General features: G+C 59.9%; 22 protein-coding genes. 10 read left to right on the top strand and 12 right to left on the bottom strand.

All coding sequences use genetic code 11. From position 1 onward, the window contains the following. Positions 1 to 2: 2 nt before the first annotated feature. The 9 genes from RI101_04680 to RI101_04640 form a co-directional block, all read right to left on the bottom strand. Complete coding sequence (locus RI101_04680; GenBank protein MEC4889337.1) at positions 3 to 281, bottom strand: type II toxin-antitoxin system RelE/ParE family toxin; 279 nt, start codon at positions 279 to 281, stop codon at positions 3 to 5. Between the two features lie 181 nt (positions 282 to 462). Beyond that, complete coding sequence (locus tag RI101_04675; protein ID MEC4889336.1) at positions 463 to 1,116, bottom strand: riboflavin synthase; 654 nt, start codon at positions 1,114 to 1,116, stop codon at positions 463 to 465. A 75-nt stretch (positions 1,117 to 1,191) separates the two neighbouring features. Continuing rightward, positions 1,192 to 2,361 (bottom strand): MFS transporter, encoded by a 1,170-nt coding sequence (locus tag RI101_04670; protein MEC4889335.1) that lies wholly within the window; start codon positions 2,359 to 2,361, stop codon positions 1,192 to 1,194. 76 nt (positions 2,362 to 2,437) lie between these two features. After that, on the bottom strand, positions 2,438 to 3,754 hold the full coding sequence (locus tag RI101_04665; protein MEC4889334.1) for a hypothetical protein: 1,317 nt from the start codon (positions 3,752 to 3,754) through the stop codon (positions 2,438 to 2,440). Positions 3,755 to 3,760: 6 nt separating this feature from the next. After that, positions 3,761 to 4,879, bottom strand: a complete 1,119-nt coding sequence (gene ribD, locus RI101_04660; protein MEC4889333.1) for a bifunctional diaminohydroxyphosphoribosylaminopyrimidine deaminase/5-amino-6-(5-phosphoribosylamino)uracil reductase RibD — start codon at positions 4,877 to 4,879, stop codon at positions 3,761 to 3,763. Then, a complete protein-coding gene (gene ppdK / locus RI101_04655) occupies positions 4,876 to 7,716 on the bottom strand; it encodes a pyruvate, phosphate dikinase (protein MEC4889332.1) in 2,841 nt (946 codons plus the stop codon). The genes ribD and ppdK overlap by 4 nt, the downstream gene beginning before the upstream one ends. 33 nt (positions 7,717 to 7,749) lie before the next feature. After that, positions 7,750 to 8,226: a hypothetical protein gene (locus RI101_04650; protein MEC4889331.1), complete on the bottom strand. Its 477-nt coding sequence runs from the start codon at positions 8,224 to 8,226 to the stop codon at positions 7,750 to 7,752. Positions 8,227 to 8,274: 48 nt separating this feature from the next. Continuing rightward, the gene (gene glyS, locus RI101_04645; protein MEC4889330.1) at positions 8,275 to 10,458 is read right to left on the bottom strand and encodes a glycine--tRNA ligase subunit beta; all 2,184 of its coding nucleotides are present in this window, start codon (positions 10,456 to 10,458) and stop codon (positions 8,275 to 8,277) included. Between the two features lie 18 nt (positions 10,459 to 10,476). After that, positions 10,477 to 11,406 carry a glycine--tRNA ligase subunit alpha gene (locus RI101_04640; protein ID MEC4889329.1) on the bottom strand — a complete coding sequence of 310 codons (930 nt, stop codon included), beginning with the start codon at positions 11,404 to 11,406 and terminating at the stop codon, positions 10,477 to 10,479. A 285-nt stretch (positions 11,407 to 11,691) separates the two neighbouring features. Here RI101_04640 and RI101_04635 point away from each other — a divergent pair, with 285 nt between their 5' ends. The 10 genes from RI101_04635 to RI101_04590 all read left to right on the top strand — a co-directional run bounded on the left by RI101_04635 (position 11,692) and on the right by RI101_04590 (position 20,377). Next, positions 11,692 to 12,132: an Rrf2 family transcriptional regulator gene (locus RI101_04635; protein ID MEC4889328.1), complete on the top strand. Its 441-nt coding sequence runs from the start codon at positions 11,692 to 11,694 to the stop codon at positions 12,130 to 12,132. A 50-nt stretch (positions 12,133 to 12,182) separates the two neighbouring features. Next, positions 12,183 to 12,425, top strand: coding sequence for a DUF2061 domain-containing protein (locus RI101_04630; protein MEC4889327.1), 243 nt, complete (start codon positions 12,183 to 12,185; stop codon positions 12,423 to 12,425). Positions 12,426 to 12,980: 555 nt separating this feature from the next. Then, entirely contained in the window at positions 12,981 to 13,460 is a 480-nt protein-coding gene (locus RI101_04625) for a fibronectin type III domain-containing protein (GenBank protein MEC4889326.1), read from the top strand. Positions 13,461 to 13,694: 234 nt separating this feature from the next. Continuing rightward, on the top strand, positions 13,695 to 15,560 hold the full coding sequence (locus RI101_04620) for a transketolase (GenBank protein ID MEC4889325.1): 1,866 nt from the start codon (positions 13,695 to 13,697) through the stop codon (positions 15,558 to 15,560). Then, positions 15,529 to 16,257, top strand: a complete 729-nt coding sequence (locus RI101_04615) for a Crp/Fnr family transcriptional regulator (GenBank protein ID MEC4889324.1) — start codon at positions 15,529 to 15,531, stop codon at positions 16,255 to 16,257. The genes RI101_04620 and RI101_04615 overlap by 32 nt, the downstream gene beginning before the upstream one ends. Before the next feature lie 176 nt (positions 16,258 to 16,433). Next, the gene (locus RI101_04610; GenBank protein MEC4889323.1) at positions 16,434 to 17,399 is read left to right on the top strand and encodes a multicopper oxidase domain-containing protein; all 966 of its coding nucleotides are present in this window, start codon (positions 16,434 to 16,436) and stop codon (positions 17,397 to 17,399) included. Positions 17,400 to 17,575: 176 nt separating this feature from the next. After that, positions 17,576 to 17,860: a hypothetical protein gene (locus RI101_04605; protein MEC4889322.1), complete on the top strand. Its 285-nt coding sequence runs from the start codon at positions 17,576 to 17,578 to the stop codon at positions 17,858 to 17,860. A gap of 9 nt (positions 17,861 to 17,869) precedes the next feature. Continuing rightward, a complete protein-coding gene (locus RI101_04600; protein MEC4889321.1) occupies positions 17,870 to 18,502 on the top strand; it encodes a hypothetical protein in 633 nt (210 codons plus the stop codon). Between the two features lie 38 nt (positions 18,503 to 18,540). Continuing rightward, positions 18,541 to 19,593 carry a transporter substrate-binding domain-containing protein gene (locus RI101_04595; GenBank protein ID MEC4889320.1) on the top strand — a complete coding sequence of 351 codons (1,053 nt, stop codon included), beginning with the start codon at positions 18,541 to 18,543 and terminating at the stop codon, positions 19,591 to 19,593. A 19-nt stretch (positions 19,594 to 19,612) separates the two neighbouring features. After that, positions 19,613 to 20,377 (top strand): DUF3365 domain-containing protein, encoded by a 765-nt coding sequence (locus tag RI101_04590; protein MEC4889319.1) that lies wholly within the window; start codon positions 19,613 to 19,615, stop codon positions 20,375 to 20,377. A gap of 31 nt (positions 20,378 to 20,408) precedes the next feature. Here the strand turns inward: RI101_04590 and RI101_04585 are convergent, their stop codons facing one another. The 3 genes from RI101_04585 to RI101_04575 are packed head-to-tail and all read right to left on the bottom strand — an operon-like array spanning position 20,409 to position 22,089. Continuing rightward, positions 20,409 to 20,726 (bottom strand): cupin domain-containing protein, encoded by a 318-nt coding sequence (locus tag RI101_04585; protein ID MEC4889318.1) that lies wholly within the window; start codon positions 20,724 to 20,726, stop codon positions 20,409 to 20,411. Positions 20,727 to 20,746: 20 nt separating this feature from the next. Beyond that, positions 20,747 to 21,643 (bottom strand): CoB--CoM heterodisulfide reductase iron-sulfur subunit B family protein, encoded by an 897-nt coding sequence (locus tag RI101_04580; GenBank protein ID MEC4889317.1) that lies wholly within the window; start codon positions 21,641 to 21,643, stop codon positions 20,747 to 20,749. An 11-nt stretch (positions 21,644 to 21,654) separates the two neighbouring features. After that, positions 21,655 to 22,089 (bottom strand): hypothetical protein, encoded by a 435-nt coding sequence (locus RI101_04575; GenBank protein ID MEC4889316.1) that lies wholly within the window; start codon positions 22,087 to 22,089, stop codon positions 21,655 to 21,657. Between the last annotated feature and the right edge of the window lie 62 nt (positions 22,090 to 22,151).

The following is a 22,151-nucleotide window of genomic DNA, read 5'->3' as shown; positions in this document are numbered from 1 at the left end:
CCTCAATGATAATCCACGATCTCAACGTCACAGGCATCGCCCTGATCCCACACAAAACAAATCCGCCACTGGTCGTTGATTCGAATGCTGTGTTGCCCCTTTCGGTTCCCGCTCAACGCTTCCAAACGATTTCCAGGCGGGACACGCAGATCATCGAGCGATTTCGCCCGGTGCAACACTAAAAGTTTCCTTCTGGCTATCCGCTCAAACGCACGAAAGCGCGGCACGTCTTCATCGGCAAACAATGACTCGGCCGCCTTTGAGCGGAAGGACCGTATCATGGGGCATCAGTCTATTCCGCGACACGGCATAGGTCAAGCCACGCACTCGCGTTGACCCTGCGTTCCAGGCAAAACCTCAACCTCCCCTCGCCCCTCCTTACGAAGGAGGGGGAACAATATGGATATTACAGGGGCCGCCGAAGAATGTGACCGTGGAGCGTACGCAGAACCGCTGAAGACATCAGATCAATCCCCGCTTTTGCAGATAGTCCTTATCGATGATCGGCGTGGTTTTCGGAAGCTGGCTGCGTTCTTGGAGGAGGCGTTCGACGTATTTGCCGATGAGGTCGGATTCGAGATTGACAGGATCGTTGACCTGTTTGAGGCCGAGCGTGGTGACTTTGGCGGTATGGGGGATGATGGCGACCGAGAACCCGTGAGCGGATACGTCGTTGATCGTCAGGCTGATGCCATCGACGGTGATGGAGCCTTTCACCACGCAGTAGCGCAGCACTTCCGGTTGGGCTTCGATCGTAAAGAAAATCGCGTTCCCTTCCTGATGCCGGCTCCGAATCGTGCCGACACCATCGACGTGCCCCGCCACCAGATGGCCGCCGATGCGCTCGTTGAGCTTCATCGCCCGTTCGAGATTCACCGGGGCCCCGGCGGTGAACTGGCCGAGCGTCGTGACCGAGAGCGTTTCCGGCGAGACTTCGACGGTAAAATTGTTTTCCCCCTTCGAGATCGCCGTCAGACAGACCCCGCTCACACTCACACTGTCGCCGATCTTGAGATCGCTCATGACGAGTGACGCCAGAATGGTCATCTTCGTCCCGGCCAGCGTCTTTTCCAGTGAAATAACCGCGCCCATTTCTTCCACAATGCCGGTGAACATCAGGTGTTCCTCATAACGATAGGATTAGGGCCATCACAGCCTGCATATCATTTCCCGCGCCATTATAGCATCGGCCTATTTATTCCTCATCGTGATCCAGAACGACGCTGCCGCCAGCAATTGGATGCCCGCGATGATCGCAAAGGCGCTGGAATAGCTCATGCGCTCGATGAGCACACCGGCCAACAGTGGCCCGCTCGCGTGGCCGATATCCATAATCGTCCCCTGCATGCCCATCCCCGCCCCCAGCGTCTTGAACTCGGAGCTATCCGCCACCAGCGCCGACGAAGACGAGGAGACCACGGCTTCACCGAATCCAAACCCAGCCGACAGCAGGAGCAAGACGGGAAAGAGCGCAACATGCGGCATCAAGACGAACGTGGCCGCGCAAATCAGCAGCCCGATCACGATCAGCGGCTGCCGCCCCATTCGGTCTGACACCCGTCCCATAATTGGCTTTGAGAAGAACGATGTCGCCGCTTGGACGGTGAACAAGAGCCCCACCTCGCCGGGATTCAACCCCGCCGCCACACCATAGAGCGGCAGAAAGGCCATCAACGCGCCATTGGCAATCATCTTCGCGCCGTCCGTGGAGCTCGTGATGAGCACTTTGCGATTCCTGGCCACCACGACGAAGCCCTTCCACATCTCGGCCAGAAGCGGCTGCATCCCCTTCTGTTGCACTCGCGGCGTCGCCACATCCAGATGCAGACTGTAAAACAGCACGATCGCCACGCAGCCGAAGACGCCGGCCGTGATAAACGACCAATTGAATCCTGCCGCATAGACGAGATACCCACCGATGAAGGGACCGAGCAGCGCCCCTGACTGGGTGCAGGCCGTATAGGTGCCGAGCGCGGCCCCGCGCCGCTCGCGATAGAGTTCCGCCACGGTCGCCAGCGCGCTGGGGGCGAAAATTGCTGTCGCCAATCCATGCACGAACCGCAACGCAGTGAGGGTATTCAGATCCGTGATGAAAGGATACAAAAACGGCGGCAGGCCGAAGGCCACGACGCCGATCCGTAAGAGAAAGCGGCGGCCATAGATATCGGACAGGGCCCCGGACGGGAGCTTGAGCAACACACCGGTCAAGGTCGAAACCGATACGATCAAGCCGATGCGCTCCGGGCCGGCCCCCAGCGATTCGGCAAACAAAGCCAGCACCGGCATCCGCACCATGTTGTAGCTGATGAAGCAGAAGATTCCGACGGTGCAGATCAAGAGAAAGCTGCGTGACGCGATCATGGGAACGTTCGCCTCCTTCGGCTTGTGCCGCAGAAGTCCGGCGCGCCTCGCCTTGAACGCATGATGGCCGCGTCGATCATGGCGCCGGCTTCGGCACCTGAATGGCCAGCTGCACCGGAAAGAGCTGGCGGGCATCGTGGCGCGCACGCGCCTGCCGCAGCAGCGTCTCGACCGCCGGCGTGAGCATGCCCTCGAACGACACCTGTTTATTGGTAACCACGGTCACCGGCTTGGAGAAATCGACGAGTTGGTCGTTCAAGAACAACGTATAGCGCCGGACCAGGCCCGTTTCGACTTCGATGCGATTGGGCGCCGTCACTGAGGCGTCCAGTCTGGCATAGCGCTTTTTCTTCGTCAGCTCGTCGTGCTTGGAGACCAGATCGTCGGAAAATGCGGCGATCGCATCGGTCGCGTCGATCCTGCCCCAGCCGAAGGATTGAAAGTGACTGGCTTCCCGCACCACCGTGATCGTGGCGGGCACCGGATTTCTCCGCTGGGCGTTGAACCACGCGATGAGATCGGGCAATTCTTCTCGGGGGAAGAAATGGCCGCCGGCCATGGGATGTTCGCGCTGGTGCTCCCGATACACATGCGGATAGCCGATCGCCGCCAGCTCGCGCGAGATCGTCCGGCTCAATTCGACCGGCATCACCTGATCCTTGGCCCCGTGAATGATATACACCGGCGTCGTCCGGAGATTGGCGAGAAACGGCATGAGCACGTCGTCAAGCCCGCTCGCCATCGGCGCGAGGCCGGCGAAGCGCGGCGCATGGTGCATCCCGATCAGCCAGGTGCCGATGCCGCCGTTCGACATGCCGGTGAGAAAGACGCGATCCGGATCGACGTGGTACTTGGCCTGCACCAGTTGCATGAGCGTGAGCACCAGCTCCTCCGCGCGCCGGGTGAACCAGGCCCCGGCGGGGAAGGTCGGGCAGACCAGAAGATAGTCGTTGCCTAACCGGCTCTGCCACCGTTCGAGATAGGCCTCTCCGGTGAAGCCTGCTCCGTGCAGACACACCACCAGCCCATAGGCCTTCGACGGCTCATAGGTCAGGGGGACGGAAAACGCATAATGATAGGTCCGTTCGCGAACGACGACCTGTTCATCCGGCATGATGCCAACCGGCTGCGGATCATAGACGCGGCTGGTCTGAATGGTGCGCGTAATCAGGCCGGTTGTCGCATCCGGATTGGCGAGCAGACGCTGCAGCGTGGCCTCAGCCTTCGCGCCATCCGGCTCATCGAGGTACGAGAAGATCTCGGCGGCCAAATCCGTGGCCTGCGGGGCAGGCTCTTCCGCCTGCACCGCTTCACCAGCCAGGCAGAGGATACAGAGCAGGAGCAGGCCGCACCGCCACCGTCCTACAGGATCGCGCTTCGATTGCCTGGGCATGGAATATTATAGGTCGCCCTCGACGACGACATCCTTTCCCAACAATCTGGTTTGCACCTGTTTCAATTTCCACGCATCGGCCAGGCGGCGCGGGCTCGCTCCGCCGATGACGCCCTTGGATTGCGCCCCGCCCAGAAGCGTCGGCGCGACATACAAGCGCACATGGTTCACCAGCTTGGCGTTGAGGAACGCGGCATTCAGCTCTCCGCCTCCCTCCACCATCACGGAGGTCATCCCGCGTTGACCGAGGAGGGCAAGAAACTGTTTCAGCGAGACGCGTCCTCGCTCGCCAGGAAGCACCAGCACCTCAATCCCCAATTGCTCCAGCGCCCGCAGGCGAGCCTTTGGCGCGGCGTCAGTGGTCGCGATGATAGTCTTTGCCTGACGCTGTTGTGTAAGGATCTTTGCCGAACGAGGGATGCGCAGACGGCTGTCGATCACAATGCGGCACGGTTGTGTGGCTGCCAGGACGGTCAACCGGGGCGGCCTGCGCGCAGTCAGCGAAGGATCATCGTGCAGCACCGTGCCGATGCCCACGATCACCCCATCGACGGCGCTCCGCAGTTGATGGACTTCCCGCCGCGATTGCAGTCCCGTAATCCACTTCGACTCGCCGCCGGCCGTCGCAATCTGTCCATCCAGGGTCATCCCGGCTTTGACGATGACGTACGGCCGTGTGGTGCGCACCCAATGCCCATAGGCTCGATTGAGCGTCTCCGCCTCCCGCCTGGCCACTCCGACCGTCACGGCCAACCCTGCACGGCGCAACTGCGCGACCCCCTTGCCGCGCACCAGTGGATTGGGATCGACCATCGCGACGACCACGCGGCGCACGCCGGATTGAATCACCGCCGGCACACAGGGCGGCGTGCGCTTCTTGAGATGGCTGCAGGGCTCGAGGGTGACGTACAGCGTGGCGCCTGTGGCGCGACTCCCGGCCTGGCGGAGGGCCAGCACTTCGGCATGGGCTTGGCCCGCGGCATGGTGATAGGCCTGGCCGACGACGCGGCCCTTCGAAACGACAACAGCCCCAACCATCGGGTTGGGGCTGGTCTTACCTTGGCCCTTCTCGGCAAGCCGAAGAGCCTGCATCATGTACTGCTGATCGTGTGTACGCTCAGTCACCGTTTCTTACGGCTGACAGATGACTTCTTGGGCGCCGGCTTGGCCCGCTTCGCGGACTTGGCAGGCTTCGCCGCCTTCACGGATTTCGTGGCCTTGGCACGGGCCGGCGCGGCTTTCTTGGCTGCCGCCGGCTTGGCGTCACCTTCGGCAATCGCGGCCTGCGCCGCGGCCAATCGCGCAATCGCCACACGGAATGGCGAACAGCTCACATAGTCCAATCCCAGCTGGTGGCAGAATTCGACGGAGCTCGGATCGCCGCCATGCTCACCGCAAATCCCCAGCTTGATGCCGGGCCTGGTCTGGCGTCCGCCGGCGATGGCCATTTTCATCAACGACCCCACCCCCTCGCGATCCAGTACGGCAAAAGGATCGGACTCCATAATCTTGACCGTCCGATAATGGTCGATGAACTTGGCGGCATCGTCACGGGAGAATCCGAACGTGGTTTGCGTGAGGTCATTGGTCCCGAACGAGAAGAACTCCGCTTCCTGCGCGATGCGATCCGCGGTCACCGCCGCGCGCGGCAGCTCGATCATCGTCCCCACCAGATAGGAGAGTTTCACGTTGTAGCGCTTCATGGTCTCCTGGGCCACTTCGCGAATGAGATCCTTCTGCGATTTCATCTCGGAGACCATGCCCACGAGGGGGATCATGATCTCCGGCACGATCTTCTTGCCTTCCTTCGCCAGTTCGCACGCCGCTTCGATGATGGCCCGCGCCTGCATCTTGGTGATCTCCGGCATCGTGATCCCCAACCGGCATCCGCGCAGCCCCAGCATGGGATTGAATTCATGCAACTCCTCAACCCGCTCGAGCAGACGGCGCTGCTCTTCCAGCTTCGCCCCATCCTTCCCCGTCAATTCCAATTGCGCGATCTCGACCATCAAATCCTCGCGCTTCGGCAGGAACTCGTGCAGCGGCGGATCGAGCAGGCGGATCGTGACCGGATACCCCTGCATTTCACGATACAGCCCGATAAAGTCGGCCTTCTGCAGCGGCAAGAGCTGATCGAGAAACTTTTCCCGCTCCTCCTTGGTCCGCGCCAGAATCATTTTCTGCATGATCGGAATCCGGTCTTCGGCAAAGAACATGTGCTCCGTGCGGCAGAGGCCGATGCCCTCGGCGCCGAAGCCCCGCGCAATCTTCGCCTGATCCGGCACATCCGCGTTGGAACGAACCCGGAGCGTCCGCATGCTGTCCGCCCACGACAGGATCGTGGCAAACAACTGGTACTTCTCCGACTTCTTCGCGTCCAGCTTGCCCTGCACCACCTGAATGATCTCGGACTCCATGACGGGAATATCCCCGTCATAGACGTTTCCCGTCGAACCATTCACCGAAATATAGTCGCCTTCATGAAACACCTTCGCGCCGATCCGGACCGACTGCGAATCGATGACTTCCACCGCCTCGCAGCCCGCCACGCAGACTTTGCCCATCTGCCTGGCCACCACCGCCGCATGCGACGTCATGCCGCCGCGCGCCGTGACAAACCCGGTCGCGGCGTTCATCCCATGTATATCATCGGGACTGGTTTCATCCCGGACCAGCACCACGCGATCCCCAGCCGCCTTCATCTCCACGGCACGATCCGGCGTCAACGCAATCTTTCCTGCTGCGGCCCCGGGCCCCGCCGGCAACCCTTTGCCCAACGGCGTCGCGCGGGAGACTGAGTCCGTGTCAAAAATAGGATAGAGATATTGCGACAATTGCTCCGGCCCGACGCGCTGCACCGCTTCACGTTTCGAGATCAGACCTTCCTTGACCATCTCGACGGCGATGCGCACCGCCGAAATGCCGGTCCGCTTCCCAACGCGCGTTTGCAGCATGTAGAGCTTGCCCTCCTGGATGGTGAATTCCAGGTCGAGCATGTCGCGGTAGTGTTTTTCCAGTTTCTTATAGGTCGCCTCAAGATCTTTATAGGCGGCCGGCACGGTGCGAGCGAGTTCGGTCACCGGCAGCGGCGTGCGAATGCCCGCCACCACGTCTTCACCTTGGGCGTTCATCAAACATTCGCCGAAAAACTTCCGTTCGCCGCTGTTGGGATCGCGCGTGAAGGCCACGCCGGTGCCGCTGGTGTCGCCCATATTGCCGAACACCATCGCCACCACATTGATCGCGGTCCCCCAGTGGTCCGGAATGCCGTTCAACCGGCGATAGGTAATGGCGCGTGCACCGTTCCAGGAGGAGAACACGGCGTTGATCGCCATCCGCAGCTGCTCGTTGGGATCGTCCGGGAAGTCTTTGCCCGTCTCCTCTTTCACGAGGGATTTGAACCGCGCCACGAGATCGCGCAAGGCGCCCGCGTCCAATTGCGTTTCGTGCGCGACACCCATTTCTTCTTTTTTGTGATTCAGAATGGCTTCGAAATGTTCGCGCGGCACGCCCATCACGATGCTGCCGAACATCGTGATGAACCGGCGGTAGCTGTCCTGGGCAAACCGTTCATTGCGCGTCTTGGCGGCCAGCCCCTCGACCGTTTTCAGCGTCAGGCCGACGTTTAAGACGGTATCCATCATGCCGGGCATCGAGGCGCGCGCGCCGGACCGCACAGACACGAGCAGCGGCTTCTCGGGATCGCCGAACCCCATGCCCATCGACCGCTCGACCCGCTTCAGTGACGCCAGCGCCGCTTCCCACATGCCGGGCGGATACTTCTTCCCCAGCTTGTAATATTCCACGCAGGCTTCGGTCGTGATCGTGAATCCAGGGGGAACCGAAATGCCGAGGTTGGTCATCTCCGCCAGGCCGGCACCCTTGCCGCCCAGCAGCTCTTTCATGTTCGAGGTGCCTTCCGCCTTGCCGTCACCGAAGTAGTACACGTATTTCTTTGCCACGCCTGACTCTCCTTTGCGATCGACTGACGAGATCTAGACTGATGGTCTGGTTGCGGCTAATTCCAGGTGCAGCCGGTACCGATTGACAAGATAGCGGCGCGTCAGCATGCCAAACAGGATGATCGCGGCCACAAATCCCACCCACCAGACCAAGCGATAGTCGGCCCGGATGCCGTGGTCCATGTAATAACGGCCATCGGGGCCTTGACGCACTGTTGTATGTGTATCGAGGACATGGGGTGTGCCTGTCGGATCCGACAAGTTGATCCACTCGGAACAGAGACGGATCGGTTCAGTTGCACCCGCAAGACGCTGCCAACTCAACCGCAGACAGACATCCGCTTGCGGATTGAACTGATCCGGCGTCCGCACTAACTCATCCAGATTGACGCCGCTCACCCGCATGCCCAACAGGAACAGGCCGTTGCACACCAGAATCAGAACGACGGTCACGCCGATCGTAAACCGCCGCACCCGTGCCTGGCGAGACGCCTCGTCACCTGCCGCCATACCCCCAACTGTGGAAGGGGAATCCTGCGCCATGCCTTCATGCCCTGCCTAGCTCCCTTGTACCACAATCTGGGAGAAGTCCGCGAACGACATGAAGAACTCGTCCACCGCTTTCAGCAGCGAGAGGCGGTTGCTGCGCACCGCCTGGTCCTCGGCATTCACCATCACCGCGGCAAAGAAGGCATCGATGGCCGGCTTGAGCCGGACCAGCGATTCCAAGGCTTTGCCATACTCACTCGCCCGCATCGACGCCCCCATGTTGTCCCGCTCATCCGACACCGCCTTGTGCAGCGCGGACTCGGCAGGGTCTTGAAACACGGAGGGGTCCACCGGACGGCGCTCCCACTGCTCTTTCTCCACCAGCCGATGGGCGCGCTTGAATCCGACGATCAAGGGATCGAACTCGGCCCGGGTGGTGACCGCGTGCAACGCCTGCATCTTGGCCAGCAGATCCCGCAGATCGAACGACTGGCGGTCCGCCGCACCGACGACGGCATTCACCACATCGTCCCGCAACCCGTGCATCGTGCGGGCATAGTGCCGGACCCGCTCGAACACAAATTCAACCAGGCGTTGCTGGCCATCGCCTTGGTTCGCCCCAGGCTTGAAGCCCGCCGCCGCGACAATCGCTCTGGCCTCACCGAGCGCCCGGCCGAGGTCCACCCGCACAAGCCCCTCCAGCAGAATGCGCACGATCGCCGTCGCATGGCGGCGCAAGGCGAAGGGATCTTCCGATCCTGTCGGCACCATTCCAACATGAAAAAATGAGGCGAGACTATCCAGCCGATCGGCGAGAGACAACACTTGGGCTTCGATCGATTCAGGAATCGGCCCTTCCATTGAGTGCGGCCGATAGTGCTGAAGAATCGCCTCACAGACCGCCGGATCTTCTCCGTCATGCCGGGCGTAGTAGCCGCCCATGATCCCCTGCAATTCCGGGAATTCTCCGACAATCCCGGTCAACAGGTCCGCTTTGCACAAGGTTCCGGCCCGCTCACACACCTGAACGACGGAGTCCTTGAGCCCGGCCGACCTGGCCAGCATTGCCGCAATGGCAGCCACCCGCTCCTGCTTCTGCCCCATCGTTCCGATCTTTTGATGGAACGTCACCCCGGCGAGTTTGCCGACACGATCCTGCAGTGGCGACGTCCGGTCATCGTCATAGAAAAATTTGGCATCCGCCAATCGCGCCGCGAGCACCCGTTCGTTCCCTTCGCGGATCAACCCCATATCCTTCACGCGATTGTTGGTGACCGCGATGAAATGAGCCGCCAGCTTGCCGCTTTTCTTGTCCCGCAACGAGAAGAACCCCTGATGCTCCTTCATCGAGGTGATCAGAATTTCTTCCGGCACATCAAGATACATGTCTTTGAACGAACCAATGATCGCATTGGGCCACTCTGTGGTGGAGACCGCCTGATCGAGCAGCGCCTCATCCTGATTGAGGACAAAGCCCGTCTTCTTGCAGAGCGTGGCGATCTGCTCCTGAATCATGGCGCGCCGGCGCGCCGGGTCGGGAATCACGCCCTGCTTTTCAAGCGCCTTCACGTAGGTCGCGCAATCCCGCACGGCCACGCCTGGCTTCCCGCCGAGCACCCGATGGCCCCTCGTCCGATTCCCGGCCTTGATCCCGGCGGCTTCAACGGGCAGCACGGCTCCTCCATAGAGGACGACCAGCCAGCGCACCGGACGCGCAAAGCGCACCCCCGCCTCATTCCATTTCATCGCTTTCGGGAACGACAGCTTGGCCACCAACTGCGGCACGAGTTCCGTCAACACGACTTTCGCAGGGCGCCCCTCTTCCCGCTTGACGGCGAAGAGATACTCGCCCTTCGGCGTCTGGCGGACCTGGAGGTCCTGCACGGCCACCCCCTGCCCGGTCGCGAACCCCATAGCTGCTTTGGTCGGCTGCCCCGCCTGATCGAAGGCCACCGTCTTTGACGGCCCCATGGCCTCTTTCATAACCGAGGCCTGCTGCGTGGCCAGCCCTTCCACCACCAGCGTCAAGCGCCGCGGAGTGCCCAGAGTGCGGACCCCCGAGAAGGTCAATCGCTGTTCGGCGAGCAGCCGTTCGGCAGAGTCTTTCAGGCTGGCCAACGCGGGACTGATGAACTGATAGGGCAGCTCTTCAACCCCGATCTCCAACAACAACTCCGCCGTGGATGGCGCAGCCCGTCTCACAGTTTTCTTGGGAGCGGCCTTCGCACGAGACATCTTCTTGGTCTTCGGCATGGGTGAGTCTTTGGACGGTTAGGATTTGGTGGATCTGGACACTGATCGCGCACTGCCGGCCTTATGCCCGCTGCGATTCAAGAGCGGATGCCCCATCGCAGCCCGTTCCTCGATATACCGTTCGGCGCATTGTCTGGCCAACGCTCTGACTCGCGCGATGTAGCCCGTTCGTTCGGCCACGCTGATCGCCCCGCGGGCATCGAGCAAATTGAAGACATGCGAGGACTTGATGCAATAGTCGTAGGCCGGCAAGGTCAGCCGCTTGTCTGTTTGGACCAGCAGCCGCTTGCATTCCGCCTCATACGACTGGAAGGCCTGCATCAGCATCTGCACATCGCCTTCTTCAAAGTTATAGCGCGAGCCCTGTACTTCCGTCTCATGGTGAATATCGCCATACTTAATTGAGTCGGTCCAGGCCAGGTCGAACACATTGTTGACCTGCTGCAGGTACATCGCGATCCGTTCCGTGCCATACGTGATTTCGCCGGTAATAGGGCTCAGTTCGATCCCGCCGATTTCCTGAAAATACGTGAATTGAGTGATTTCCATGCCATCGAGGCGCACTTCCCATCCCAACCCCCAGGCGCCAAGCGTGGGCGATTCCCAGTCATCTTGAATAAATCGAATGTCGTGCTGTTTGGGATTGATGCCGAGCTGGGCCAGACTTTCCAAATACAATTCCTGAATGTTGTCCGGCGCAGGCTTCAGCACCACCTGATACTGATAGTAATGCTGCATGCGGTTGGGATTTTCCCCATACCGGCCATCGGTCGGCCGGCGGCAGGGCTGCGGATAGGCGGCACGCCAGGGCTCGGGGCCCAGTGAACGCAGAAAGGTCGCAGGATGGAAGGTACCCGCTCCCATTTCCATATCGTAGGGCTGATGGATCACACAGCCCCGATCAGCCCAAAACCGGCTTAGTGAAAGGATGAGATCCTGATAGGTCACAGAAGATCCCGTCGTCGTAAAAAAGAAGTGTGCATCAACTCAGTCGGCCATTCAAAAACGGAGCGCCAAGCTAACAAGAATAGTTTCGCCCTGTCAAGAAACATTCCCTCATGGATCAAAGAGTTGCAGCGCGATTTTCCCGATTGCACCAGTTGAAATCTCCGCACAGCAATTCGCGTCTGCCCGCTCTCCCCACAAACTCATACCTTGACGGAGATCATGAAACTACACTAATGTCTGAAAACTTGACAAAGTCAGTTGGCAATCGATCACCATCTCTTCATTATGAAGCTTTCGAAGAAAAGCGAATACGGGCTCCGCGCGCTGATCGAGCTGACGCTGGCCTACAATCGCACCACCCTCCAGCGTCACGAAATCGCGGAGCGGCAGCATATTCCCGCCGAATTCTTAGAGCAGATTCTTCTCGTGCTCAAACGTATGGGCCTTCTGGCCAGCCGGCGCGGGATCAAAGGCGGCTACCAGCTGATCAAACCTCCCGAATCGATCACCCTGGGACAAGTCATTCGCATGCTCGACGGGCCTCTCGCCCCCATACCCTGCGTCAGCAAAACGGCCTATCAGAAATGCAGTGATTGTCCGTATGCCTCAACGGCATCCTGTCCGCTTCAGCACGTGATGGGCAATGTACGCAATGCGATCGCCGATATTTTAGACCACTATACATTGAAGGATTTTGCCCAGGGACGACCGCAGGAAGAACCGTAACCAGTTTCTCCTGCGCCAGACGCGCAGGGCAATGCAAGGAGTGCATGACCATGGCTGACGAAATCCAGGGAACGGAATCCCACCTACGGAGCGTGATCAAGGGAATCAGCTGGCGTGTGCTGGGAACCATCGATACGATGATTCTGAGCTATCTGTGGACCGGCAGCATCAAGACCGCGACCCTGATCGGATCATCGGAAGCAATGACCAAAATCTTCCTCTTCTGGGCCCATGAGCGCGTCTGGCACAAAATCCGGTGGGGCCGGATCACGCCACCCACCAGTTCACCCTAGCATTGTTCAAACATCACGCTATTTGGCTGGGAGGCCCATCGATTTTCGCCGGAACACGGCAGATTCGACCGAACCACCCAGCCCTTAGAACCACTGCATAAACCATCTCCTCCAACCTTCACCAACACACACCTGAGAACAGATGCGGACTTTGCGTGAGATCCGCACCCGCTCCCATTTCGTACACTCATCCTCTCTCTCTAGAACGTCTCTGCATCATGGCACTCATCCTTAGCCATTCAACACCCTTCCGTTCTGTCCGTAACACGTTCTCTTAACCGCGCACGATCAAGCGCGCGGATGGCCTCATGCGATAAGACCACCAATTTTACCGATAGTTAGAGGTTCAGCCCGCAGATAATTACATCCCCACATAGCGTAGGGATTTCCCTTCACAAACACCCACCCCGTACAATTTTTACCGCTCGCCAAAACTAAATCTTCAATAAAAACAATACGTCACGATCGGCACATAAGTTGCTCAAGACTAGGTCTAGTTCACGATGCAGGGCCATGACATCCGATTAGGCCCGGTCATTTCTAAGAGGTGAATACATGGGAGCTCATATCACGCACTTAAGAGCCGCTCTCTCTTCTTCAAAAAGAGACAGCACCCTCAGCCGTTTTTCTCTTGGAAAGCATCATCCAGCAGCAGGATGCCAGCTCCTGCTCCAATCAGTTGCTGCCTGCCTAGTCATTATCACCGCCACCCTTTTGACAGGCTGTGCGGGAGGTGGCGAGGGAGCCCCTTCTATTTCCAGCACCCCTGGCACTTCAAGCGTTGCAGGAGCCACCGCTACCCTTGCGTGGGATCCCGTCGCAGACCCAACCGTGTCCGGCTATTACGTGCACTACGGAACGCAATCGCCCGGGCAATCGGGGTCCTGCTCCTACCAGTACTCACAGTTTGTCTCCTCGCCGACTGCGACAGTGGCCAATCTTTCCCGCAATACCACCTACTATTTTGCCGTCAGCGCCTACAACGGATTGGAAAGCGCCTGCTCCACCGAAGTGGCGACGACGACTCCGATCTAAGCCAGTCTCCATTACCTCCTTCCAATGATCCAGTGTCCTTGCTCAACCTAGATCCGCCTCTTTGAACCTATCCTGTACGCCGTCGAGGCCCCAACTCCCCAATGCTGAATGATCCCTTCATTGACTCCCGGAATTCGTTTTGTTAGCCTCATGCTCCGCGGCCTTCCTGCCAATCTCTGAAACAGAGATGCATGCGCCGGCATCCGTGATATTCAATTCCTGAAAGGAGTTCCGATGGCCAGTTCAGCCGTTTCACCCGACACGCTCAATGCGCTGCACAACAAGGCGACCCACCTCCGCATTGAGAGCGTTCGGGCAACCTCTGAGTCAGGCAGCGGCCATCCCTCCAGCTGTTGCTCCGCCGCCGACATCGTGGCGGCACTCTTCTTCTCCGTCATGCGCTATGACCCCAAGAATCCCAAGGCACCAAACAGCGACCGGTTTGTCCTTTCAAAGGGCCACGCCGCGCCACTCTTATACGCAGCCTGGGCGGAAGCGGGACTCTTCCCCAAGAGCGAGCTCTTAAAACTACGGACCCTGGCATCCGATCTGGAAGGACACCCCACGCCGCGCCTGCCCTTTGTTGACATGGCAACGGGTTCGCTGGGCCAGGGGCTCCCCGTGGGAATCGGCATCGCGTTGAATGCCAAGTCCGTCGATAAACTCGACCATCGCACCTACGTCCTCATGGGCGACGGAGAATCCGTCGAGGGATCCGTCTGGGAAGCGGCGGAAGTCGCGCGCCATCACGGCCTGGATAATCTCTGCGCCATCGTCGATGTGAACCGGCTGGGACAGAGTGATCCGACGATGCTGCAGCATAATATGGAGGGGTACCGCGCCCGCTGGTCTGGGTTCGGCTGGCACGCGATCGTGGTCGATGGACACGATATGGCCGCCCTCCTTGCCGCGTTCGATGAAGCCGCGCGCACCAAAGGCAAACCTACCGTCCTGCTCGCCAAAACGTTCAAGGGCCACGGCATTTCATTCATGGCAGACAGCCCAAGCTGGCATGGCAAGCCAGTCCCCAAAGGAGAAGAGACCCAAAAGGCCATCGATGAATTGACCAAGCAACTGAAGCCGGCGACCGGGACTCTCCAGATCACGAAACCGGCGGCCACAACAATAGCCGCGCCTACAGTCACCGCGCTCCCCCCCTCTCCCTACAAACCGGGCGATGCCGCAGCCACGCGCGAGGCCTTTGGGGCAGCCCTCGAAGCCTTGGGCGGCGTGAACTCCTCGGTGGTCGGCCTGGATGCCGATGTGAAAAACTCGACCTACACCGACAAGTTCGGCAAGAAATTTCCCAACCGCTTCTTTGAAAACTTCATCGCCGAACAAAATATGCTTGGCGCAGCGGCCGGCCTGGCGGCCTGCGGCAAGGTGCCTTTCGTCGCCACCTTTGCGGCCTTTTTCACGCGCGCCTACGACTTCATTCGCATGGCCGCCATCAGCCAATCCAACATCAAACTGGTGGGCACGCACGTCGGCGTCAGCATCGGCGAAGACGGCCCGTCGCAGATGGGGCTGGAAGATATTGCGATGATGGCGGCCCAGCCGGGCGTGGTTGTCCTCTATCCCTCGGACGCCACCTGCACCTATCGCCTCGTCGAAGCGGCCGCCAACCATCGCGGGATGGTGTACATCCGCGCCGGACGTCCGAAATCGCCGGTCCTCTATGGCGCAGACGAAACATTTCTCATCGGCGGCAGCAAGGTGCTCAGGAAAAGCGCGAACGACGCGTTGACGATCGTCGCAGCGGGCGTCACCCTCTTCGAAGCCCTCAAGGCGCACGATCAATTGAAAGCGGCGGGCATCGCCGTGCGCGTGGTCGATCTCTACAGCATCGCCCCCATCGACCGCGCCACGCTCCTTGAAAGCGCACGCGCCACACAGGGGCGCCTGCTCACCGTCGAAGACCATTATGCGCACGGCGGCCTGGGCGACGCGGTCCTCAGTGCCGTCGGGACGGAAGGCATCAAGGTCCACAAGCTGGCCGTCCGCACCATTCCCCACAGCGGCAAACCCGACGAACTCGTCGATCACTTTGGCATCGGAGCACGGTCCATTGTCGAAGCGGCCACACACATCGTCAAGTAACCGCGCGAGTTCATCGCCCCCGGATGAACTCGCGCATATCCCGCTGCTGAACATTCTCTCCAGCGCAGACCGCCAGCGTGTACTGCAAGACTTAACCGAGCAACGCTACACCAAAAAGGACGTGATCTTCCGGGAAGGCGATCCGACAGAATACTTTCATATCGTGAAGGAAGGCACGGTGAAATGCGTAAAATCGTCGCCGGATGGAAAAGAATGCACCCTCAAAATGCTCATGCCGGGCGACCTCTTTTGTTGTGACGCCGCCGCGTTCGAAGGCACCGCACACCCCGGCACGGCTCAGCCCATGGGCGATGTCAGCATCCTCCGCATGAACAAGAAAGCGTACTTCGACATGCTGCGGCGGAATCCGGAAGCCGCCATCGAAGTCATTAAACATTTGGGGAATCGCCTGAACGAAGCCCAAGAGAAGGCCAAAGTCCTCGCACTCGACCGAGCCGACCAGCGGCTCGCGTCGTTGCTGGTAGACCTCGCCACTCGCAATGGCATCCAGTCCCCCCAAGGCCTCATGCTCCCGATGCGCCTCACCAGACAGGACATGGCCAATATGGTGGGCACAACCACTGAAACCGCCATTCGCATCATGAGCCGATTCAAGCGCGACCGCCTCGTCTCCGGCACTGCAACCCGCCTCATCATCCTGAATCTTGACCGCTTAAAAGCGCTTGCCTCCTCCTAACCAATTGAAAATATTATACTCACGAATATTCAAAAATATGACCTGCGTCATATTACTTTCCCAATAACCTCCGTATCCTCTCCCATACAAGCTGGCGCTTGGATTGGGCATTAAAGCCCGCAGACGTTCACCGGACGCATAAGTCGTTCTTTCAACCATACCGAGAGGAGTACACCATGAACAGGCATAGATCACAGCAGTTCGTCGCCATGACGGGAGCGATCGCCATCGCCCTGGCCGGCACGTTGGGACTGTCATCCGCCGCTCTGGCCAAAACCCATGACATTCACATGACTGCCGTCGAATCCGACATCGTCATCGATGGCGGAGGGGAGAAGTATGCGGCCTGGACGTTTAACGGCACCATGCCAGGGCCGGTCGTCCGCGTGACCGAAGGCGATACGATTAACTTTACCCTGACCAACCCGGCCACGAACAAGAATCCGCATGCCATGGACTTCCATGCGGCGGAAATCGACTTCTTGAAGAATTACAAGGCCATCAATGCCGGCGAAACCATCAGCTACACCTTCGTGGCCAAGAAACCCGGCATCTTCTTCTATCACTGCGGCGCGCCGCCCATGATCCAGCACATCGCCCGAGGCATGTTCGGCGCCATCATCGTCGATCCGAAGGATGCGTCCGTTTGGCCCAAGGCGGATCGGGAATATGTGTTGGTGCAATCAGAGTTCTTCAAGAACCCCAACGATGTGCAGGCGATGTTCGACCGGAAGTTCGATGGCGTCATGTTCAACGGCGGCATCTTCAAGTATCACCCGTTTGTCACGGGCGGCGGAAAGCTCGATGCGAAGCCGGGAGAGCGGGTGCGCGTCTATTTCGTGAATGCCGGGCCGAATGAATTCTCCGCCTTCCACCCGATCGGCGAGATCTGGGACAACGTCTACGAGAGCGGCAACCCGGCCAACAATCTCAAGGGCGTGCAGACCTATGTCGTCGGACCGGGCAGCGCGGCCACCTTCGACGTGGTCGTCGAATCAGCCGGCGCCTATCCGCTGGTGACCCACTCCCTGACCGGGGCCCTCCGTGGCGCGATCGCCGTCCTCTTGGCCTCCCCCGATGCCAAGCCTTCGACGAACTTGATGCCCATGGTGCCGTGGGAACTGCCGGCAAAAACGAAGTAGCGTTGATTTCCTGCTCCGGCTGATCATATGATCAGCCGGAGCGCATCAGTCCCGTCCCACGTATTCACAAGAGACACATTCTGAAACAACATATCCTCCTCTTCATCGGTCTCAGTGTCTGCCTCGCATGGCACGAACCCGCTCGAGCGGAATCGGCGCATGACCGTGTCGCCCTCATGCTCAGCGGCCCGGACTGCCTCTCAGTCCGGCACGCGATCACCACCACTCTTCAGCAACAAACCGGCGTGCTCCATGTGGACCCGGACTTACTGCCAGACCATGTGCTCATCGATATCTCTCGGCCCTCGCTCTCCGAGGAAACATTCGCGGCCACCGCCAATGCCGCCATCGGCGGAAGCCGGTGCCGGGCAGAGATTATGCGATCCTGCATCACGGCGGAACCCGCCAGCCGCCACGCCGATTCATCTCAACCGGCCGATGGAGCGGCCCAGCCGCATTGACGGACAGCCATGCCGATCAGCCATCGAGAGCCTGCATGGCCTGCCGCTGCGTTTCGGCTCAGCCTATGCGCCATCACCCTGACGCTGCTCCTGCCCCTCCCTGCCCAGGCGCAAGAAGCGCTGCTGGAAGTGTTGCCCTTGCGGCCGTTTAACTTCGACGTCGCCCTGCGCCAACAATCATTCGCACCCAACGATCGGGAGGTCACCTTGCAGGCCGGACTAACGGCGCTGCGGTATGGCGATGGGGAGGTGCGGGTGGGCTATCAATATTTCAGCATTCACACCGACGACTTTCACACCGATCAACATGCGCTGTTTCTCAACCCTCGCTGGAACAATGTCCTGGACCTTCTCGAGTTTCCGGCGTCCATGCCAATCGGCCGCATCCTCAAGCATCTTTTTTTCGGTCCGCTGGAAGACCGCGCGGTGCCCTACGTCGGCGCCTTGCTGGGCACCGTCATCTCCGGACAAGGCCGCACTGCGCCCGGGCTGCTCTATGGCGGCCAAACCGGCGTGCGTTTTCCGGTGGCCCGCGGGATTTCACTCGACCTGAGTCTGCAATATACGCAGTACGATGTTAATTTCCGTGGAGAATCGGGGCAATCACAGCAATGGCTGTTTCTAACCGGATTCCGATATTAAGCGAATGTCTGCGACTGCTGCGTCCGATGATCGGGACGATGAATCGTCTTGGCTGCGCCATGGTTCCGGCTTGCCTCAGACGCCGGTCGGCGCTCGCCATCGGCGTCCTACTCTGCCTCCTCCCGATGGTGCAGGGCTGTGGCCTGATCTTCGATGCGATGCACCAGATCTATCCCATCACGACCAACGAACTGGATAAGATCTGCCGGCGGCAGCAAGTCCAGGTCGGGATGGCGGTCGAGCCTTTTCGGCCATTCGTATTTCCCGCCATCTGGACCGACGAAGGCGCCCGAGTCACCGGACTCGACACCGAACTGGCGCGAACCATCAGTGAGGCGCTTGCGGTCCATTGCGGCACCCCCGTGACCCCGGTCTTGCACCTGGTTCGATTCCGGGATCTCTTTCTGCTCTTGAACGAGGGGCAATTGGACTTCTTTGTCTCGGCCGTGGCCGCCGGAACGCCCTCTCCGGGCCGATCCGGATTCGCCTACTCCACGCCCTACTTTTCACAAGGCGGCCTCGGCGCCATCGCCACACGCAAAGAGATCATCGACCAGATCCAATCGCGCTTCAGAACGACCGGCCGCCCCACGGCGCGGGAACAGCTCCTGAACGGAATGACGGTCGCCGTTCAAGACAGTACGGCCGCACACCTCTATGCTGAAGCCAGGCTCACCAATGCCAGGCTGCTCGTGTGCGACTCGCTGCCCGCCGCCTTCGAGCATGCCGCCGCCGGACTCTCGCCGGCAATCGATGTGATCGTCGGCGCACACCCGGTTCTGAACTTCATGATCAAGACCACGCGCCGGGACTGGCAGCTCTTGATGAAGGACGAGCGTACCCCGCTGCAATTCACGCAGGCCGATTATGCCGTCGCCATGGCGGAAGAAAGCTATGCGTTGCGCTGGTTTATCAACGATGTCATTTTCCAGCTCCAGGATTCGGGCCGACTGGAGCAGATGCGGCATCGCTGGATCGACGAATCCTATGCCTACCCGCGCCGGGCCGCGACGGAAGGGCTGCCGTTCGATGTACAAAAGATGCCGGCGCACTATGCCCAAGGCGCCTGCCGGGAATCATCGTCGCGCTGACCGCGACACAGGAGGTTCTATGATCCGCCGCCCATGGCTCGCCCTCATCACCCTGGCAATGGCGCTTGGCCTCACTCCTGCCCAGGCATCGCCGCCCGAACAGCTTCGCGCCGAAGCGGAAGAAACCGCCCGGCTGCTGGCCAAACTCTTCCAAGCCGGGCGCCTGGCGATTGAACAGAATCAGGCCTTGATCGACGATGTCCACAGAGGAGACAAAGGTTTTACACCGGAGGTCTTTGAACGGCAGATGAGCGAGATCTTTCGGCAACGGACCGGGATCGACCTGAGCACGCTGGCCGTGAAACAGGCGCCGTTCGCGGTGCCGTCTCAGGCCCGCACCCTCCTGCCGGCCCTGATCGAGGCCAGCAAGGACGTCGTCCGCGACGCGCAGGTCGTCATCAATCAGCGCGGGATCGGATATAAGAATTTCATCCCGGCCACCTTCGGCAGCCAAGCATCCGCGCGGTTTTCCAAACAGTCCCGCGTCCAGCTGAAACAGACCGCGATACAACCGCGCAATCCCAAGAACGAGCCGGACGAATATGAAGCCTCCGTCCTCCAGTGGCTGTCGGGACGGCCCAACGGCGAGGCCTATGTCAGCGAGTTGACCGAATCAGGCAACACCCTGCGCGTCATGATGCCGATTTATTACCAGCGGGAGTGCCTCGCCTGCCACGGCGGACCCAAGGGGGAATGGGATATCTCAGGCTACCCCAAAGAGGGCGCTCAGGAAGGAGACCTCGCCGGCGCCATCAGCGTCAAAATTCCCTTGCGAGCGGAATGAGGCGCCCAGCTCCGCCCCCTGCGCCGCGCATCTATGGATTCGGCGCGACAAATACCAGAACCTTCAAACGCTGGTCCGTATGATTCTTGACGCCATGCTCTTCCCCGGCCGGAGCCATGGTGCCCTCTCCAGGGCCGAGCACCTGCTTCACTGATCCGACCTGAAACGTGCCCTGACCTTCCAGCACAAGATAGACCTTATCCTGCTCTCCATGAATGTGGCCCTTCTGCTCCTGCCCCGGCTCGAAACAATAGATGTCGCAGAAGAATCGCTCCGTTTGAAACATATTGTTCTTCTTCATCTTCTCAGGACTAAACTGCTGATAATCCGACAATTTTACGACTTTCATCGCAATGCGCTCCTCTGTAACTATGAATGATGAACGGATGACGCGATTCGTCTCACGATCGAATCCACCGGGACCAAATGGCGGGACAGGCCCAAGTCTTGTGACGCAATGCCCATCGCAAGCCCGAGCAATTGCGGCAAGTGAAGAATCGGGAGATCGAGCGAAGTCTTCACAGCCTGCCCGGCTCGCTCCTGGTAAATATCCAAACTCATATGGCACAACGGACAAGGCGTCACCATGCACTCGGCCCCCTTATCCTTGGCCTCCTTCATGTTCGCCCCGGCCATCGCCACCGCGATGGCTTCCTTTTCGAGCATCACCGGAAACCCGCAACACTTCGTCCGGCCGGTGTAGACCACCGACTCCCCTCCCAGTGCGCGGATCACCTGTTCCAGCGACGTGGGGTTTTCCGGATCGTCAAATCCAAGATCCCACGAGGGACGGAGCATATAGCAGCCATAGAAGGGGGCAATGCGCAACTCTCTCAACGGCGCCTTCACCAGCTCACTGAGCCGTCTGACCCCAATCTCGCGCACGACAATCCAGAGCAGATGCTTGACCTGTACCGTCCCTCGATAGGTGATGCCCTCCGGCTCCAACAGACGGTTGATTCGCTCCAGCAACCCCGGCTCAGTCTTCAAGCGCCTGTTGGCCGCCCCCATCACGCCCTGGCAGGTGCCGCAGATCGTCATGATATCGAGCCCCAGGCCCTCAGCCTGCGCAAACGTCCGCGCATTCAAGGCCAGCGCCACATCCGGCTCAGCTTCGGTCACCACACCGGCCCCGCAGCAGGAGGCCGCCGCCAGTTCGACCACCTCCAGGCCCAGCCGCCCCACAATCGCCATAGTGGACTGATAGAGTTCCGGCGTGGCCCCTTTGGCCGCGCAACCAGGATAGAGCGCAAATCTCAACGCCATCTGATTGACTCCTAAGGAATTCTGGACAGCGCCTCACGAGACAACTGTTTCAGTTCGTCAATAGCCCTATGGATGCCTGATTTGACGCCATCCCATTGAGCATCCGTGGCCGACTTCAGCTCCTCAAGCGTTTTTCTCGTGGCATCTTTCTTGACCTCCAAGTCATTGATCGACTGCTGCAACTCGGCCCGCGCCGACGCCGAGGCCTGCCCGACCTTGGACTGAAGCTGGAGAATCTGCCGCTGAATCACCTCCAGTTCTTCCCGCGCCGCCTGTTGAAACGCCTCTTTTTGCTGAGCCGTGTACTGCCTGGTGGCCTCCAGCGTCTCCCGCGCATCCTTCCTGATCGTCTCCGCGGTCACCGCTGGTTCGGCTCCGTACCCCCCAACCGGCAACAGGCCCATTCCCCAGACCATTATCCCGGCCATCAATCGCGCGTGCATCACGTCCCCCTTCTTCCCCATAGATTCCCGCAGTATAGTCAGCCCTCCGGAGCTTGTCATCAGCC

The sequence above is a fragment of the Nitrospira sp. genome, from assembly GCA_035968315.1.
Taxonomy (GTDB): Bacteria; Nitrospirota; Nitrospiria; order Nitrospirales; family Nitrospiraceae; genus Nitrospira_D.
The sequence above is the reverse complement of the archived record's forward strand: the minus strand, read 5'-3'. Positions and strand labels throughout refer to the sequence as shown.

Excerpts from the sequence above, each read along its gene's own strand:
- RI101_04680 (MEC4889337.1), bottom strand. The coding sequence starts at position 281 with ATGATACGGTCCTTCCGCTCAAAGGCGGCCGAGTCATTGTTTGCCGAT.
- RI101_04675 (MEC4889336.1), bottom strand. The coding sequence starts at position 1,116 with ATGTTCACCGGCATTGTGGAAGAAATGGGCGCGGTTATTTCACTGGAA.
- RI101_04670 (MEC4889335.1), bottom strand. The coding sequence starts at position 2,361 with ATGATCGCGTCACGCAGCTTTCTCTTGATCTGCACCGTCGGAATCTTC.
- RI101_04665 (MEC4889334.1), bottom strand. The coding sequence starts at position 3,754 with ATGCCCAGGCAATCGAAGCGCGATCCTGTAGGACGGTGGCGGTGCGGC.
- RI101_04650 (MEC4889331.1), bottom strand. The coding sequence starts at position 8,226 with ATGGCGGCAGGTGACGAGGCGTCTCGCCAGGCACGGGTGCGGCGGTTT.
- glyS (MEC4889330.1), bottom strand. The coding sequence starts at position 10,458 with ATGCCGAAGACCAAGAAGATGTCTCGTGCGAAGGCCGCTCCCAAGAAA.
- RI101_04635 (MEC4889328.1), top strand. The coding sequence starts at position 11,692 with ATGAAGCTTTCGAAGAAAAGCGAATACGGGCTCCGCGCGCTGATCGAG.
- RI101_04630 (MEC4889327.1), top strand. The coding sequence starts at position 12,183 with ATGGCTGACGAAATCCAGGGAACGGAATCCCACCTACGGAGCGTGATC.
- RI101_04625 (MEC4889326.1), top strand. The coding sequence starts at position 12,981 with ATGGGAGCTCATATCACGCACTTAAGAGCCGCTCTCTCTTCTTCAAAA.
- RI101_04620 (MEC4889325.1), top strand. The coding sequence starts at position 13,695 with ATGGCCAGTTCAGCCGTTTCACCCGACACGCTCAATGCGCTGCACAAC.
- RI101_04610 (MEC4889323.1), top strand. The coding sequence starts at position 16,434 with ATGAACAGGCATAGATCACAGCAGTTCGTCGCCATGACGGGAGCGATC.
- RI101_04605 (MEC4889322.1), top strand. The coding sequence starts at position 17,576 with ATGCTCAGCGGCCCGGACTGCCTCTCAGTCCGGCACGCGATCACCACC.
- RI101_04600 (MEC4889321.1), top strand. The coding sequence starts at position 17,870 with ATGCCGATCAGCCATCGAGAGCCTGCATGGCCTGCCGCTGCGTTTCGG.
- RI101_04595 (MEC4889320.1), top strand. The coding sequence starts at position 18,541 with ATGAATCGTCTTGGCTGCGCCATGGTTCCGGCTTGCCTCAGACGCCGG.
- RI101_04590 (MEC4889319.1), top strand. The coding sequence starts at position 19,613 with ATGATCCGCCGCCCATGGCTCGCCCTCATCACCCTGGCAATGGCGCTT.
- RI101_04585 (MEC4889318.1), bottom strand. The coding sequence starts at position 20,726 with ATGAAAGTCGTAAAATTGTCGGATTATCAGCAGTTTAGTCCTGAGAAG.
- RI101_04580 (MEC4889317.1), bottom strand. The coding sequence starts at position 21,643 with ATGGCGTTGAGATTTGCGCTCTATCCTGGTTGCGCGGCCAAAGGGGCC.